We start from the raw sequence: 14,929 nt of genomic DNA, 5'->3' as shown, positions 1-14,929 counted from the left end.
TAAAGGAGGAAGTATATAGCTTACTTTGTACTCTATACACTGCGAAAAACGGAACTGACAGCTTTTTCTGCAGAATTCTTTTCAAGCATAGCATATTTTTTTTAGAAAATCTGTACTCAGATCAAAGGAGCAAAAAATGAAGTTGTTAGTGCTTTCGTCTTTAGAATTTATTCATAGAAGCTGATTTTTTGAGTTAATCTTCGCAATTTATTCTTAAAACAGCTAAGATAATCCAGATTATTTTTTTGCTGTTCTGTTTTTCTTCGCTGAAACGTGTAGGAAATTCAGTTGAATTCATATATTAGGAGTGATTTTTTGCATTTTGTGATAGGTATTATTGGGCTGATCCTTGTTTTGGCTCTAGGTTTTTTGATTAGCAGCGACCGTAAGAACATTCGTTATTCGCCTATTCTGGTCATGTTAGTTTTGCAATTTTTATTAGGCTTTGTTTTATTGCGTACAACGGTAGGAACGACGATCGTTGGCAGTCTGGCTGGCGTGTTTGATGCTTTGCTGCGCTTTGCAGGAGCAGGAGTCGAATTTGTTTTTGGCGGCATCGCCAACAAGGGCAGCTTCCCTTTCTTTCTAAATGTCTTGATGCCGATCGTCTTTATCTCTGCCATTATCGGGATCTTGCGCTACATCAAAATCTTGCCCCTCTTCATGAAGGGCGTCGGCCTCGGTCTTAGTAAAATCAACGGCATGGGAAAATTGGAATCTTATAACGGGATCGCCTCCGCTATCTTAGGACAATCGGAAGTCTTTATTTCCATTAAAAAGGAATTGCCTACCTTAACGGAACAGCGTCTGACCTCTATGAGTATTTCAGCGATGTCCACTGTTTCTATGTCGATCGTCGGTTCATACATGGCACTGATCCAGCCACGTTATGTGATCACGGCACTTGTGTTGAATTTATTCGGCGGGTTCATCATCGCTTCCGTCGTGAATCCTTACCAATTGGAGAATGACGACTTGGTGATCGAGGAGGACAAGGAACAAACCTTTTTCCAAATGCTGGGGGAATACATCCTTGACGGCTTCCATGTCGCGGTCACTGTAGCGGCTATGCTGATTGGCTTCGTCGCATTGATCGCCATGATCAATTTTATTTTCTCCAAGCTCACAGGCCTGACCTTCCAAGAAATTTTAGGGTATGTCTTTGCACCACTGGCGTTTCTTACAGGAATTCCTTGGAAAGAAGCCGTGGATGCCGGAAGTTTGATGGCCACAAAGCTTGTGACCAATGAATTTGTCGCTATGACAGAATTGGCTAAAGGAAGCTGGGATTTTACCCCGCGTACAACAGCCATCCTTTCGGTTTTCCTAGTTTCCTTCGCGAATTTCTCTTCTATCGGGATCATCTCTGGTGCGATGAAGGGACTGAATGAAGAAAAGGGCAATCTAGTAGCAAAGCATGGCTTGAAAATTTTGCTAAGTGCCAGTTTAGTCAGCTTTTTAAGCGCGATCATCACAGGTTTGATCTTTTAACCCACGCAACCCTTCAGCTTCCTTTAGTGCTGAACGGTTGTTTTTTTATTGAAAAAATCGCTCTTTCCAAAAAAAGAGCCGCACACCTGTGCGACTGCTTTTAAATGGTTTTTATTAGTTTTAACTTGATGTAATACCCTTCTGCTGATTCGACGATCTGCTCGACTTTATGATGAGGGACAAACACAGGCTCATCTACTTCTAACAGTGTCACTTCTTTCCCATAGCCAGGAATGCCGACGACTAAATTCTCTGTTTTTAAATGCAATTGCATCACACGCTGCAGGTGCTCAGATAGTTCCAGCAGCGCCTTTCTATCCTTGCCTCGGTACCATGCAGGTTGATGCAGCAGTCGCAAGCCGCTTCGCAAGATCGTGTTTTGAACCGTCTCTTCTCGAATGACCTCTTTCCACATCATTGGATTTAAGCAGCCGCTTCTGCCACTGTGACGGTGACCCGCACGCCTGAAGCACGTCCAGCGTCGATCAACTGCTCCGCTACTTCTGTTGAGCACGCGACATAAAAGACAAACGCAGAATAATCCTTCGCAAAGCTGTCTAAAAATTTCTTTCCTTCTTCTAACAAAGAATTCTCCGTCAGACTTTCATAAAAAATAACTTGCTTGTTTCGCAGGAAGGTTTGCGGCAATTGCTTGTTTACGCCAACAACTGCTACTTTTTCTCCCTGATAGTGCCGTTTGATATGGGTCCATATTTGTTGCTTGGATTCCGCTTTCTTTTCAAGAATAAACAATGGATTAGCTCCTTTTCAGTTTTAATTCATTGCGTACAGGAAATAGCCCTGCTGCTCGTTGGTCATGCAAGACCATCACCTCCCATTCTTGCTAAAAAATAACAAACCATATTATATCTATCATACCAGCTTCTTTTTTTAAAGCAAGTCAAAAAAAGCCGTTCAAGCATTTCTGCCTGAACGACTGAGGTATTAGCGTTGCTCTTCATCTAAAACTTCGTATTCCACGGGAGAGCCTTCGTAAAAGAATTGCGTCGAAACCGTGGCTTCCTGATCCATCGCGATCAGTTCTTTACGAAATGGGAAACGTACAGAACGCCCGCTTACGGTCTCTGAACCAGGCAGAATGTACGACAATTTGTCGTCCGGTGTTGGCTTGTTCAATTGATCCATCACCGCATCGATCACCTTTTGGGAATCGATCGTTTCTGCTTTTGCGGCTTTTTTATAATCTTCTAAAAATACGTCTTGTCCTTCAAAATAGGTCATATCCATTTTCTTCACCCTTTCTCTTTCACTTTACCATCTGACGGCCGTTTACTGAACTAACACGCTTACGCTTCTAAATCTAACTGCCCTGCCTCCGTTTGGAAAACAGGCCAGCTGCCCGTAAGCTCCACTCGAATGACGTTCAACTCCGGCGCACTTTGAAAGGCTGTGATCGTTGCGTCCATCAAGTGGCCTTGCTTCGTCAGATGCTCTTGCGGCGTCAGTACCGTATCGTTATCTAACGCTTCACGGTATTCCTGATTTTTCTGTAGAATCTCATGAAATGCCGTTTTGACTATCCGTTCCGTCTTACGAGCAAACTTCGCTTCATTTTCCGCCGTATAAGCCACCTGAGATTTTTCTGCTAAAAAAGTGACGTAGATCAGCGGCACCGTCGAAACTGGCTTGACCGGTGAAACATAATAAAAGGCCTCTTCTAAAATATCCATTGAAACCGTCAGCTTCATAACCTCTCCCCTTTTCTTCTAATTGATTATAGCATTCAGCGGAAAATTCTTAGTCCATTTGCTCTCCAAATAAAAAAGCCGCCAAGACACGGCAGCTTTCCTTCTTTTAGATCATCACTGTCATCGCAGCGGCAGCCAAAATCAGGACCAGCCCGATGATCGTAACGGTCATTTCTTTTTTTGTTTTCTTTTGTCCCAAGAACCAGATCCCTGTCAGTGTTGCCAGAACGACGGAGGTTTGAGATAAGATGAAGCCCGTCGCCAACCCATTCATATCTGGTTGCGCGGAGATCAAGTAAGTCAATGCGGCGAAGGCGAAAAAGAATCCTGAGAAGATATGCTTATACGACACCGTCTCTGCTAGTGCAGATTTTTCTTTGTCCTTCACACTTAAGATCACTGAATACACAAGGGCCACTAGCAGCATCCCGATCGCTTGCGGCAAGAATGCGTGCATGCCATCGATACTCGTTGCCTGCGGTGCCGCTGAATAGGCCCAATAGCCAATCTCACCGACGGCCAACAACAGAACAGCTTTTTTCAAAATGCTGGCCTTTTCTTGTGTTTTTTCTTCCGTCCAAACCGTCATCCAAGCACCCAAAATGATCAATACCAACGCCAATCCGCCTAACAGTTTCGCGCTCACACCCGGCCAGTCGCCTAAAGCGATCACGCCCCATAAAGAAGCGCCTAATAATTGAAAAGCTGTCGTGATCGGCATCGCACGAGAGGAGCCGATCAACGTAAAGGATTGGAAGGTAATGATTTGAGCAATCGCCCAGCCCACACCTGACAAGATCGAGAAGACCAGATCCATGCCCGATGGGAGTCCCATGCCGTTGACCATGGCAAAGATCAAAGCAAAAATCAAGGTGCCTAACGTCGACCCTAAAATTTGATTGACCGGACGGCCGCCGATTTTTGAGGCGATCGTAGGATAAAGCCCCCAACCAAGTAACGGCCCTAAACCGATTAAAATCGCTGTTGTATTCATAGTTGTTCCTCCTTCTATCGACGTTTAAAAGACGACGCCGCTTTCTAATAGGATGTTGGCATAGGGGGTCATTTCGCCTGTTCGGATGAATGCTTTGCTGTCATTCAACGCCGCCTTCATCTCGCTATGAGGAATAAAGGATACCGGTGTTTCAGGCAATCGTTCTTGGATTTTTTTCAACATATCAGGGTTTTCTGTTTTGATCTCTTCTGCCAAATAAATGCGTTGTACTTCAAGTTCTTCCAATACATTGTTTAGAACATCCATAAAACTAGGAATCCCGTTATCGACAGCGAGGTCGATTTTTTCTGTTGTCATAGGGACGGGCATGCCGGCATCGCCAATACTTAATTGATCAAAGTGACCCATTTGAGCGATGACACGAGAGATATCTGAGTTGATGACTTTACTTTTTTTCATGAGAAGGTTCCTTTCTTAGTTCAATTCATTTTTATAAGGGATAGAAGGTTGTGCACCGAAACGTTGAACGGTAATTGAAGATGCTTGATTTCCATAGTGGATCGCCTCTTCTAAATTGCTGAAATCTTTTTTCAAGATGCTGCTCATGGCACCGATGAAAGTATCTCCTGCCGCAGTAGTATCTACGGCGTTCACTTTGAACGCTGGAACCACTCCGCTGCGACCTTGCACATCGTAAAAAGCGCCTTTGCTGCCGATCGTAATGATCACCGCTTCGATGCCCAATTGGTGCAACTGTTCTGCTGCCGCCTTCATGCTGGCTTCATCCGTCACAGTGATGCCGGTGATGATCTCTGTTTCAGTCTCATTTGGAACGATCATGTCGGTCACCTTCAAGAGTTCCTCTGGCACATGCTCCAACGCTGGCGCTGGATTTAAAATCGTTTTTACTCCCGCCTTTTGAGCGATCTCGAAGGCTTCGATCGTACTTTCTAAAGTGCTTTCAAATTGCGCAATGACAAAATCACTCGCTTCGATCAGATCTGCATGGTCTTGAACGTCTTTTGGCATAAATGCATTATTGGCACCTGAATGGATCATGATGCTGTTTTCTCCTTGATCGTCCACGATGATGTAGGCCTGTCCAGTCGCTTGATTCTCCAATGTTTGTACACCGGCTAAGTCGATGCCTTCTTCTGATAATAGCTGATGCATCATCTCGCCTGCCGCGTCATTGCCGATCGCGCCAATAAAATTCGTCGCTGCTTCCGAACGTTTCGCCGCAACGGCTTGATTGGCTCCTTTTCCCCCGCCAGCAGAAAAAATTTCTTTTGTGTGCATCGTTTCGCCAGGTTTAGGCATTTTTTTCACACGAATCGTGCGATCCAAGTTGATACTTCCAATAATCGTAACCGTATTCATTTTAGTCACTCCATTTCAGATTCGTTCATTTGATTTAAATTAAAACGTTTTATTAAAACGTTTTAATTCGACACCAAAAATATAGCACAGCTTGAAAGCTATTTCAAGTGTGCTGTTGAAAAACGTTTGATCAATTTTACCGGCAGGGTCTTTTCTTCCCAATCTTTCGCGGGCTGCTCCACTCTTTCCAATAATAATGCGGCAGTGGTTTGACCCAATTCATAGATCGGCTGGGCGATCGTAGTCAGTTGCGGCGTGACATATTCGCACATATCGATATTGTCGTACCCGATCACACTGTAATCCTCTGGAATTTTTTTCCCCAGCTCAGCCAATCCTAAATACAACCCAAAGGCCAATTCATCATTGACTGCAAAAATAGCCGTCGCTTCTGTCTGTAAAATGTTCGCCGCCGCATGACGCCCACCGATTTTCGTTAATTCACCAAAGATCAGGTCCGCCTTTGGATAGATTTGTTGAAAGCCCATCAGACGTTTTTGGATGTTCGCCGGCGCGTCCTTTGGCAGCACGATGGCGACCTTCTCATGCCCCAGCGTCTTCAGGTGTCCCCCCGCGATCCGCCCGCCAGAAAGATCATCGGTCAGGACGGCATCGCTGAATCCTTCCGCCTTCTTTTGATCCAACACGATATAGGGCAGATTTTTTTTCCGCAAGGTGTCATTGATGGCTTGGTTAGAGATCACCGAACTGGCGATGATGTAGCCGTCAACGCCGCGGCGGCTCAATTCTTCCAAATAATCGGTTTCCTTTTTTGTGTCTAGATCCGCGTTGCAGAGCATCGTCACAAAGTTTTCACGGTACAATACGCCTTCGATCCCCCGAACCAATGTACCGAAAAAGGGATTGGTAATGTCTGGCACCAATACACCGATAGTCTTGCTTTTCTTCATGATCATACGCCGGGCAAAATAATCAGGCTCGTAATTCAGTTCAGCCTTTGCGGCCAGAACCTTCGCGACTGTTTTGGGGCTGAATTTATTTTCATTGCCGTTTAAAATCTGGGAGACGGTGGCGATGGAGACTCCCGATTGTTTGGCGACATCTTTGATGGTAATTTTTTTATTTTTCATGCGATTTCTCCTGCTTCAAACTTCGCTACATTTTCTCATGAATACGCGGAGCTGTAAATATGCCTGTCCATGAACTTGCTATGGGGACGAATTTTTTTTATACTGCTAATGATATCCCTCGTGATCGTCTACTTAAAAAGAATTATCCCAGAAGAAAGAAGGAAACAAATGAATAGAGCCACAAAAATTATTCTAGCCATCGTTCTAGTCTTAGTGATCGGGCTGATCGCCGCCGGAAATTACTTCTACTCATACGCGGTGGTTCCTGCGAAAAAAGATTTCTTGGCAGGCAGCTCCTCCAATAAATCGACGGAATTAGTAACGGCTGAGACTTGGTTCAATGATAAAAATAACCGCACCGATTGGCAGCTTGATTCAAAAGACGGCTTGAACCTGTCTGCTTACTATCTGCCGGCAGAAAAAGAATCGCATAAAACAGTGATCATCGCTCACGGCTACATGGGGCAAGCCTCCGATATGCCTCAATACGCCAAAATCTACCATGACCTTGGCTACAATGTTTTAATGCCGGATGCGCGTGGTCACGGACGGAGCGAAGGCGATTATATCGGATTTGGCTGGGATGAACGAAAGGATTACCTTCAATGGATCGATCGCGTCATCAAGAACGATCCTGCCTCCGAGATCGTTCTGCACGGTGTCAGCATGGGCGGCGCGACTGTCATGATGACCAGCGGTGAAAAATTGCCGGAGAATGTCAAAGCATTCATCGAAGATTGCGGGTACAGCTCCGTCAATGGAGAGCTCAGCTATCAATTGAAAGAAATGTTCAATTTGCCCGCTTTCCCCTTGATCCCAGTCACCAGTCTCGTCACAAAGGTCCGCGCGGGCTATTTCTTTGGGGAAGCAGACGCTATCAAGCAACTGCATAAGAACACGCGTCCAATGCTCTTTATCCACGGTGACAAAGACGACTTTGTGCCTTATGCCATGTTGGATGAGGTCTACAACGCTACAAAAGGACCGAAAGAAAAATACGTCGTACAAGGCGCCAAGCACGCGGAAGCCTTGAGCAAAGATCCTGCGATGTATCAGAAAAAAGTCACTGATTTCCTACAAAAATACGTTCCTAACAACTAAAAAAAAACTATAGACAGCATCCATAAAATGGACGTTGTCTACAGCCTGAAACGAGATCCTAACAGGTCTCGTTTTTTGCTTGCTCCAATAGGTATTCTGCTAAACTATCTGTCACGGTGATATGGGTGAAAATGTTTGTCTTAGTCCCTACATAAAGAACATCTTTCTTGCTTTCTTCATAGCAGGCCACCGCGACATTGGGGATTTTACGAACATCCTCGACCCCTAGCCCAATCACATTTTCATTGATCTCACACGGGACCTCTTTCCCCGCCCGATCAATGAATTTCGAATTGACATCGCCGATCACATTCAATGTCTCCAGCCCGTCGATATCCTGCTGATCCACATAGCCGATCTCTGTCATCGTATTGTTTTTAGAAAACGGGCTGGCGATACCGACGAGGGCAAAATCCACATTTTTCCCCGCTTCTAGCACATCACGGATGCCTTCATTTTCAACCAAGCTCTTTTTGATAAAGGCATTGTCTACCAATGCGGGGGCATACAAATATTTACATTTCGCCCGCAGCTTTTTCGATAGATCATACGCCAACTGATTCGAATGGACGTCCACCATCTCAGAGCCTAACCCGCCGATCAATGGAATGATCGTCGCCTCTGCATGATTCTCATACGGGTATTCATCGACGATCCCCCGCAGCATTTTTCCCCAGGATAGACCGATCGTTTTTGCTTTAGCGATTTCTTTTTGGAAGGCTGTGATCGCCGTTTGGACAAGCAAGCGTTCAACTTCGTCTTTTCGCAAACTGCTGGTGTCCAGGACCGTCGCCTTCTTTAATCCAAAAGCCTCTTCCAAAGCCAGCTCCAGTTCAATAGAGTAGGCACTCTCGCTCTTGATGAAGATATCCACGATGCCTTCATTTTTCGCATCATTCAAATACTTTGAAACCAGTGAACGAGAGATGCCCAGGTATTTGGCGATCTCCGACTGCTTCAAGTTTTTCTTGTAATACATCGTCGCAACTTTTACGATGTCTCGATTGTGTTTTATAGCCATTTTGATCCCATCCTCTGAACAACTTTTTCATCTTATCCACTATACGGGTGATTTTCTAGGCGTGCAAGTGGGACTAGTGGAGGACAACGCTCAGTTTTCGCAGCTTTCTTAGAGTCTCACTCTTTTTTGCTGAAACAAGACCTGTTTAGACACATAAGAGGATGTACCTTTTTTGGCACACCCTCGTACATTGGGCTAACGGATCTCGATGACATCACCCAGTTCAAATTTTGGAAATTCACCTGGGCTGACAATGATCGCTCCCGGTAAAATTTCTCCGACCGCATTCCGAAAATAGATCGAAATGTGCCCCAATTCTTCAAAATTCGTATTTGCCAGCGAACCAACTTCTTCAATCGTGAATTCCTGATCGCCAAAGATCACTTTACCGCCGATCTTCAATGCGTCTTTCGGACGATCCTCAAACTCATGGATCACACAAATGTCTCTTAATTCTGCAGTGGCAGAAGGGCCAAACAAAATGATCAATCGTTCTTCTTCAAATGCTGGAACCATGCTGCCGACCTCAATAATTTTAGATTTTACCATCAATAAATCCGCTCCATTCAAACAATTTTTAATACATTCCGAAACTAGCTAACCACGCCAAGATCACGGCGGTGAAGCCTGTCAGCATCCGACTATATAAAATCGCCGGCACACCGATTGAAACCGTTTCCGGTTTTGCCTCTCCTAATGATAACCCAACTGGAATAAAGTCGCATCCCGCATGTGCACTAATCGCGAACAATGCTGGCAGTGCATACTGTACTGGGATGGAGCCATTCGCGATCTGCGTACCGATCAATACTCCGATAACCTGAGAGATAACGGCACCCGGCCCTAAGATCGGGGACAGGATCGGAATACTACAAACAAGGGACAAGACAATCATTCCAGGTAACGAACCCGCCAATGGAGACAGGACTTTTGCCAACCAATCACCGATCCCGGTATAGTTGATGATCCCTACGATCATACTGATGAAGGCCATAAACGGAATGATGTTCTTCAAAAGCATATCTACCGCGTCACGCCCTGATTGATAGAACGTGCTCATCACTCCGCCGATTCCCCGAGAGAAACGAACTAAGAAACTGTCTTTTTTCGCCTGCTGCTCTGCGTGGTTTTCCTTAAGCTTGGAATATCTTTCTTTAAATTCTTCGTCCGACTCTCGTCCTTCTTGCTTCGTTACGATTTTTTCCGTCGCTGCTGCGGATGCTGCGTCACTCTTGTGGGCATGATCGATCGCTGCCATTTGGCGTTCCTCTAAATCTGAATGTTCAACAAGTGCCACGTCTTCTGGACGAACACCAGATACGAAAATATCTTCTGTGATATGTTTAGACAATGGCCCCGATGGCGAAGATGGCAGAATATCCACTGTTGGAATTCGTTTCATTGGATACACACCGATCCGTGCTGTCCCGCCGCAGTCGATAACGGCGCAAAGCGTTTCATCCTCTGGAATTTGATTTTTAAACCCATCGCATGCGATCCCGCCAGTCAAATCCGCGATCTGCTGCGCAACCGGATGGATACCGCCGCCGGTAACAGACACAACTTTATTCATTTTTTCTGTCGGTGTTAACGTCAAGCCGACACCCCAACCTTTATTCCCAGGTTTTACAAATACTGTTTTGTACATTCCGATTCCTCCTTTACGCCGTCGCTTTTTTTGCTTCTCTGGCCATCATAAATTTCGTCAAGCGTTCCGTAACGATCCCTCGCATCAAGATCACGACGATCCCCACTAAGAAATACCGCACCGCCAAACTTGATTGGCTAAATCCGGCTTTGGTCACGCCATTTGCGATCCCCAGATACACAAACAACTCTCCTGCATTCGCGTAAGGGAACAAGCCCGTCACTGGATGGACGAAAGATACCGCAGCATCATAAAATGCAGGCTTTTCTTCTTCTCTTACGAATTTCCCAAAGGTATACGCCATCGGATTGGTTAACATCAAAACAGCCAAGACAGGCATTAATGAATACCTTAAAATCATATATTTTGAACAATACCGAATCGCTCTGTCTACACGCTCTTCACCGATAAAGGAGATGACGGAATAAGTAAAAGTCAAAAGGACGATCAACAGCGGCACGATCCCTGTCATGTATCCCATAAATTGCTCCCCGCCAGCCTCAAACATCCCAATAAAGTTTTTCCCTGCCCACTCGATGTATTTCATAAATAAAACCTCCTCATTCACTTTTTAAAATTTAACCGTTTGACTTTATAAAAACTACCGCTCTTAGGTAACCGCTTCCAATTTCCGCGAATAAATTTGCCCTAATCCTTTTTCAACATGAGGTGTCCCTTTCTCTTTGACCCCGTGATGATACGCAGCTAAGTGAGCACCTCTATACGACGGTTCTTCCTTGAAGCGTGCAAAAATCGTCAAGCCTCTGCAAATATAGCAATGGATGACTTTTCCTTCCGTATCCACCACCACAGCAACGACCGTCCGCAGCACTTTTCCCTTAACGACTTCCGTGTAAAATTCATACTCCGTTCCAGCCTGTTCCGTCGTGATTTTTTTGATAAAACCCTGATAATACTTTACCTGCACGATACTCAGCAAACTTTGACTAAGCATCAACACGATCAGCACGATCACTAAGCCGCTCATACGCTACATCCTTTCCAAAAGCAGCTGAGGAAACGAGCTTCCCCACCTGCTCCAACGTTCTTTTCTAGTCACCAAATGTTGAATCTTGCAGCTTCCGTAAACGATAAACCGTGGTTGATTCATCAATCTCAATATCTTCATAAGTCAAGAATGTTCCGTCTTTGATGTCGCGCTTCGCAACAGAAGAGCCGCCCACTAAACCGATCGGTACATTATTATTTTTGACTAGATCTTCATGCGTTTCCAGTACGCCGCGAACACAATACCCGCCGATGCCGTCGATTTTCTCACCGGCTTTGATATCCTTTTTCGCTACAGCCACCGTTTCTGAGATCGGTGCACCTAATGGCACGATCGCATGGTCATGATTCAGTACAGCTTTGGCGATCGTGATCGGTGTTTCTAAACTTGCTAAGTGATACGGACGATACAAGATGTGGTGATCGCGATCCCCCTTCTTCATCAAATAGCTCAACTCATGACGAGCCCCTTCATTTTGCCCTTTGACGATGACAAATACCCCTGGAGCCAAGCCGTCTACATATTCAACGACGCCATACTTGCTTAAAACACCGCCATTTTCTTTCAAATCAAGATCCTTCACGACAGAATCAACATCTCCGCTGATCCCGTGCATGCCCACCTTATCAGGAACAAAACCAATCGCATTAGACAATAGATTCATCTCCGCCATGGTTTTCGTGCCATCTTGGAAAGCAGCCAGCATATGGCTAGACATTTGTTTGGCATCCGCTTCTGCTTGGGCAGTGTCAGGATTCGCGCCTACCTTCAATTTATTATTCTTCCCTTTACCAGCAACAAGGACTTCCATCCCCATACTCTTGGCAAATTCGAACAATTCGGTCGTTGCTGCAGGCTCATCGCCATCAGAACCTGTATAGACCAAGTTCGCAGAATCATACATTTTTTTCATCAATGGCCCGATCGTGATGTCTACTTCCACATTCAATAGAACGATGTGCTTCTTCGCCAGCAGCGTTTCTAATGAAATCTGTGCACCTACCTCTGGAACACCTGTCGCATCCACAATAACTTCTACCTTGTCTGAATGAATAATTTCTTTAAAATCTGAACTGACCAGGATGTCCACTTTCTTCTCTGCACTGGCATTGTAAGCATCTGCCGCACGCTGCGCTGCCTCCTTGTGAATGTCACTGATCCCTGTCACTGCCATGCCCGGAATCGTTGAGATCTGAGCAATCATTCCAAAACCCATTTGACCTGCACCAATTACCCCAACTCTGATCGGTGCACCATTTTTTTCTCTTTCCAAAAGCTTCCCATAAAGTGTCATTATTACCCCTCCATACTTTTTTGACATATGACAAAGCTTTTGACATATGCCTTAAAACACTTTTAGTATAACATCGTAAAACAACATGTCAACGCTTTCTTTTCACAAAGTATCTTTTTCTATCAATTGGAACATATGTGAATGAAGAATTGAATTCCGTAAAAAACGTGATATATAAGCAACCAAATGATAATAGTTATTAAAAGGAAAATCTGTGAAAGAAACTATCGTATTCTATGCACATTCTTAAAATAACTAATGATTAAATAAATCAACAAATCGAGAACCAACTATCTTTAAGGTAAACCACTTAAATTGAATGCTTCTTCACAATCGTATGAGAAGTTTTTCACTAACAATTGGAAGCCGTTTCAACAGATAGCACTTAGACCAATTAAAAAGTAGATGTTTCTTTTTTATATTGTGAATTTTTGAACTGCCAAAACTTCTTCCTTCTCCCTCTTACCTTAGAGGAAAAATAAAACCGCACCATCGGCTCACGCCAACGTTGCGGTTCCTATTATTGTTGCCCGTATGTCTCGAATTTCTCCAAGACTTCCTTCATCTGCTCTTGATTTAATAGTTTTGGCGTGCCGATACAGCGGGCACGATAGTCCAGTTTTGCCAAAAACTCTATGTCCTTGGCGACACCAAAGGCACTGGAAAGATCTGGACCGATCGTCAACACCCCATGATTTCCTAATAAGATTCCGTTGTCCTTGTGGATAAAATTGAAGGCTTCTTCAGCCAGCTCACGCGTGCCAAAAGTTTTGTAGTCGCAACAGCGAACTTTTTCCCCAACAGAACCGATAATATAGTGCAGCGGCTCGATCTCTTGCTGGAGGCAGGCAAAGGTCGTTGCATATTCCGAATGTGTATGCACAACGGACCGAACCTCCGGGCGATTGCTATAAAAGATACTGTGCAGCTCATATTCGCTGGAGGGTTTGCGTGTGCCTTCCAGTACGTTGCCCTGAAGATCCATCAATACGATATCTTCAGGCTTTGTATCAAAATAAGGAATGCCGCTTGGACTGATCAACAGGGCTTCTTCTTCAGGCAAGTAGATACTAATGTTGCCCCCCGTTCCCGTTGTTAACTTTTCTGTAATGAGTTTTTTACCGTACTCGACGATCTGCTCACGTTCTTTTTGATGTTTCATCGTATACTCCTATCAATAAAAATTATTTTCAGGCTGTTCCTTGATGTACCGCTTCAGATCATAGGGTGAAAAGATCCCACGGTCCGTCACGACAGCGCCGATCAGTTCTGGCGGCGTGATATCAAAAGAAGGATAGATTGCTTTGACACCTTCTAATGTATGTTTGATACCGTTCAGTTCCATGACCTGCGCCGGATCACGCATCTCGATCTTGATACTTTCATGACTTGCTTTGTCTGTATCAGGGATGCCGGTAACAAAATACGGAACACCAAAATGCTGCGCCAAGAGTGCGATTTGATACGTCCCGACTTTATTCGCGATGTAGCCGTCTTGAGCAATCGTATCCGCCGCCGAGGTAAAGAGGTCGATCTTCTCGTGTGACATCAGGTACGCGATCATATTGTCAGAGACAACGGTGGTATCAAATCCCATTTCCTCACAACAGCTAGCTGTCAACCGAGCTCCTTGAAGATACGGACGGGTCTCTGCACAAAAGAACCGCAGCGTTTTTTTCTGTTCGATCGCTTCACGCAGCAGCATTCCGATAATGGTTTCACCAAAGCATTGCGTCAGTACCGTCCCATTATCAGGGATTTTTTCAATCAAGTATTTGGCTACTTGAGCCATCGTGAAATAGCGGCGATTTAAGGAATCGATCGTGTTTTGTTTGATTGCTTCTGTCGGATCTTCCTTGTTTTCCAGTGCTTTTTCTGCCACAGCGACGCATTTTTCTGTGATCAATGTCATCCGGTTCGCCGTTGTCGGACGGGCATTCGCAATGGTCGACGCGGCTTTTTTCAAATAAGCGAGCTGTTCTTTATGTCCTAATCCCTTGCTCTCTTCTGCTGCAAGGGCCATCCCCATGCCTGCCGCAGTGTAGGGACCCGCACTTTGTGTCACCATGTCCGTGATAGCTTGCGCCACCGCTTGATGCGTCTCGCACTCGACATACTCTAGCCGAGTTGGGTAGATACGACGGTCTAAAATTCGAACCTTTCCGTCTTCGTACCAGGCAACGTGTTCATATTGCAAAAGCGTTGGCATTGTATAATCTTGTCTTTCCAA

At 45.0% G+C, this 14,929-nt stretch carries 18 protein-coding genes; 2 read left to right on the top strand and 16 right to left on the bottom strand.

The genetic code is table 11. The features are described 5' to 3' along the window. Positions 1 to 315: 315 nt before the first annotated feature. Complete coding sequence (locus IGI66_RS00435; protein ID WP_010782167.1) at positions 316 to 1,491, top strand: NupC/NupG family nucleoside CNT transporter; 1,176 nt, start codon at positions 316 to 318, stop codon at positions 1,489 to 1,491. Positions 1,492 to 1,591: 100 nt separating this feature from the next. Here IGI66_RS00435 and IGI66_RS00430 read toward each other — a convergent pair whose 3' ends face one another. From IGI66_RS00430 to rbsR, 8 genes are all read right to left on the bottom strand, one after another. Then, a complete protein-coding gene (locus IGI66_RS00430; protein WP_254908389.1) occupies positions 1,592 to 1,909 on the bottom strand; it encodes a hypothetical protein in 318 nt (105 codons plus the stop codon). 5 nt (positions 1,910 to 1,914) lie between these two features. Beyond that, positions 1,915 to 2,244, bottom strand: coding sequence for a hypothetical protein (locus IGI66_RS00425; RefSeq protein ID WP_114525226.1), 330 nt, complete (start codon positions 2,242 to 2,244; stop codon positions 1,915 to 1,917). Positions 2,245 to 2,436: 192 nt separating this feature from the next. Then, positions 2,437 to 2,739 (bottom strand): DUF5960 family protein, encoded by a 303-nt coding sequence (locus IGI66_RS00420; protein WP_010782170.1) that lies wholly within the window; start codon positions 2,737 to 2,739, stop codon positions 2,437 to 2,439. 59 nt (positions 2,740 to 2,798) lie between these two features. After that, entirely contained in the window at positions 2,799 to 3,200 is a 402-nt protein-coding gene (locus tag IGI66_RS00415; RefSeq protein WP_435934412.1) for a hypothetical protein, read from the bottom strand. A gap of 106 nt (positions 3,201 to 3,306) precedes the next feature. Beyond that, complete coding sequence (gene rbsU, locus IGI66_RS00410; protein ID WP_314579801.1) at positions 3,307 to 4,194, bottom strand: ribose/proton symporter RbsU; 888 nt, start codon at positions 4,192 to 4,194, stop codon at positions 3,307 to 3,309. Between the two features lie 24 nt (positions 4,195 to 4,218). Further along, positions 4,219 to 4,614 (bottom strand): D-ribose pyranase, encoded by a 396-nt coding sequence (gene rbsD / locus IGI66_RS00405; RefSeq protein WP_114525225.1) that lies wholly within the window; start codon positions 4,612 to 4,614, stop codon positions 4,219 to 4,221. A gap of 15 nt (positions 4,615 to 4,629) precedes the next feature. After that, positions 4,630 to 5,535: a ribokinase gene (gene rbsK, locus IGI66_RS00400; RefSeq protein ID WP_086305948.1), complete on the bottom strand. Its 906-nt coding sequence runs from the start codon at positions 5,533 to 5,535 to the stop codon at positions 4,630 to 4,632. A 98-nt stretch (positions 5,536 to 5,633) separates the two neighbouring features. Then, positions 5,634 to 6,626 (bottom strand): ribose utilization transcriptional repressor RbsR, encoded by a 993-nt coding sequence (gene rbsR / locus IGI66_RS00395; RefSeq protein WP_438846974.1) that lies wholly within the window; start codon positions 6,624 to 6,626, stop codon positions 5,634 to 5,636. Positions 6,627 to 6,794: 168 nt separating this feature from the next. On the opposite strand from rbsR, the gene IGI66_RS00390 reads away from it, so the two are divergent. Then, the gene (locus IGI66_RS00390) at positions 6,795 to 7,727 is read left to right on the top strand and encodes an alpha/beta hydrolase (RefSeq protein ID WP_010782176.1); all 933 of its coding nucleotides are present in this window, start codon (positions 6,795 to 6,797) and stop codon (positions 7,725 to 7,727) included. Between the two features lie 58 nt (positions 7,728 to 7,785). Here IGI66_RS00390 and IGI66_RS00385 read toward each other — a convergent pair whose 3' ends face one another. The 8 genes from IGI66_RS00385 to IGI66_RS00350 form a co-directional block, all read right to left on the bottom strand. Continuing rightward, the gene (locus tag IGI66_RS00385) at positions 7,786 to 8,748 is read right to left on the bottom strand and encodes a sugar-binding transcriptional regulator (RefSeq protein ID WP_086305950.1); all 963 of its coding nucleotides are present in this window, start codon (positions 8,746 to 8,748) and stop codon (positions 7,786 to 7,788) included. A 195-nt stretch (positions 8,749 to 8,943) separates the two neighbouring features. Then, positions 8,944 to 9,297, bottom strand: coding sequence for a PTS glucitol/sorbitol transporter subunit IIA (locus IGI66_RS00380; RefSeq protein WP_438846972.1), 354 nt, complete (start codon positions 9,295 to 9,297; stop codon positions 8,944 to 8,946). Positions 9,298 to 9,325: 28 nt separating this feature from the next. Then, the gene (gene srlE, locus IGI66_RS00375) at positions 9,326 to 10,396 is read right to left on the bottom strand and encodes a PTS glucitol/sorbitol transporter subunit IIB (protein ID WP_086305952.1); all 1,071 of its coding nucleotides are present in this window, start codon (positions 10,394 to 10,396) and stop codon (positions 9,326 to 9,328) included. A gap of 13 nt (positions 10,397 to 10,409) precedes the next feature. After that, positions 10,410 to 10,943 (bottom strand): PTS glucitol/sorbitol transporter subunit IIC, encoded by a 534-nt coding sequence (gene srlA, locus IGI66_RS00370; protein WP_086305953.1) that lies wholly within the window; start codon positions 10,941 to 10,943, stop codon positions 10,410 to 10,412. Positions 10,944 to 11,006: 63 nt separating this feature from the next. Further along, positions 11,007 to 11,384, bottom strand: coding sequence for a transcriptional regulator GutM (locus IGI66_RS00365; RefSeq protein WP_431380350.1), 378 nt, complete (start codon positions 11,382 to 11,384; stop codon positions 11,007 to 11,009). A gap of 64 nt (positions 11,385 to 11,448) precedes the next feature. After that, positions 11,449 to 12,699, bottom strand: coding sequence for an NAD(P)H-dependent oxidoreductase (locus IGI66_RS00360; protein ID WP_086305954.1), 1,251 nt, complete (start codon positions 12,697 to 12,699; stop codon positions 11,449 to 11,451). A 520-nt stretch (positions 12,700 to 13,219) separates the two neighbouring features. Next, positions 13,220 to 13,861 carry an L-fuculose-phosphate aldolase gene (locus tag IGI66_RS00355; protein ID WP_314579821.1) on the bottom strand — a complete coding sequence of 214 codons (642 nt, stop codon included), beginning with the start codon at positions 13,859 to 13,861 and terminating at the stop codon, positions 13,220 to 13,222. A gap of 12 nt (positions 13,862 to 13,873) precedes the next feature. Continuing rightward, entirely contained in the window at positions 13,874 to 14,929 is a 1,056-nt protein-coding gene (locus tag IGI66_RS00350) for an S-methyl-5-thioribose-1-phosphate isomerase (RefSeq protein WP_438846968.1), read from the bottom strand.

It is taken from the genome of Enterococcus sp. AZ048, assembly GCF_051715125.1.
Lineage (GTDB): Bacteria > Bacillota > Bacilli > Lactobacillales > Enterococcaceae > Enterococcus_A > Enterococcus_A gilvus.
The sequence above is the reverse complement of the archived record's forward strand: the minus strand, read 5'-3'. Positions and strand labels throughout refer to the sequence as shown.

What these genes read in the sequence shown, in the direction of transcription:
- IGI66_RS00430 (WP_254908389.1), bottom strand. Translation starts at nt 1,909, where the DNA reads ATGATGTGGAAAGAGGTCATTCGAGAAGAGACGGTTCAAAACACGATC.
- IGI66_RS00420 (WP_010782170.1), bottom strand. Translation starts at nt 2,739, where the DNA reads ATGGATATGACCTATTTTGAAGGACAAGACGTATTTTTAGAAGATTAT.
- IGI66_RS00415 (WP_435934412.1), bottom strand. Translation starts at nt 3,200, where the DNA reads ATGAAGCTGACGGTTTCAATGGATATTTTAGAAGAGGCCTTTTATTAT.
- rbsU (WP_314579801.1), bottom strand. Translation starts at nt 4,194, where the DNA reads ATGAATACAACAGCGATTTTAATCGGTTTAGGGCCGTTACTTGGTTGG.
- rbsD (WP_114525225.1), bottom strand. Translation starts at nt 4,614, where the DNA reads ATGAAAAAAAGTAAAGTCATCAACTCAGATATCTCTCGTGTCATCGCT.
- rbsK (WP_086305948.1), bottom strand. Translation starts at nt 5,535, where the DNA reads ATGAATACGGTTACGATTATTGGAAGTATCAACTTGGATCGCACGATT.
- rbsR (WP_438846974.1), bottom strand. Translation starts at nt 6,626, where the DNA reads ATGAAAAATAAAAAAATTACCATCAAAGATGTCGCCAAACAATCGGGA.
- IGI66_RS00390 (WP_010782176.1), top strand. Translation starts at nt 6,795, where the DNA reads ATGAATAGAGCCACAAAAATTATTCTAGCCATCGTTCTAGTCTTAGTG.
- IGI66_RS00385 (WP_086305950.1), bottom strand. Translation starts at nt 8,748, where the DNA reads ATGGCTATAAAACACAATCGAGACATCGTAAAAGTTGCGACGATGTAT.
- IGI66_RS00380 (WP_438846972.1), bottom strand. Translation starts at nt 9,297, where the DNA reads ATGGTAAAATCTAAAATTATTGAGGTCGGCAGCATGGTTCCAGCATTT.
- srlE (WP_086305952.1), bottom strand. Translation starts at nt 10,396, where the DNA reads ATGTACAAAACAGTATTTGTAAAACCTGGGAATAAAGGTTGGGGTGTC.
- srlA (WP_086305953.1), bottom strand. Translation starts at nt 10,943, where the DNA reads ATGAAATACATCGAGTGGGCAGGGAAAAACTTTATTGGGATGTTTGAG.
- IGI66_RS00365 (WP_431380350.1), bottom strand. Translation starts at nt 11,384, where the DNA reads ATGAGCGGCTTAGTGATCGTGCTGATCGTGTTGATGCTTAGTCAAAGT.
- IGI66_RS00360 (WP_086305954.1), bottom strand. Translation starts at nt 12,699, where the DNA reads ATGACACTTTATGGGAAGCTTTTGGAAAGAGAAAAAAATGGTGCACCG.
- IGI66_RS00355 (WP_314579821.1), bottom strand. Translation starts at nt 13,861, where the DNA reads ATGAAACATCAAAAAGAACGTGAGCAGATCGTCGAGTACGGTAAAAAA.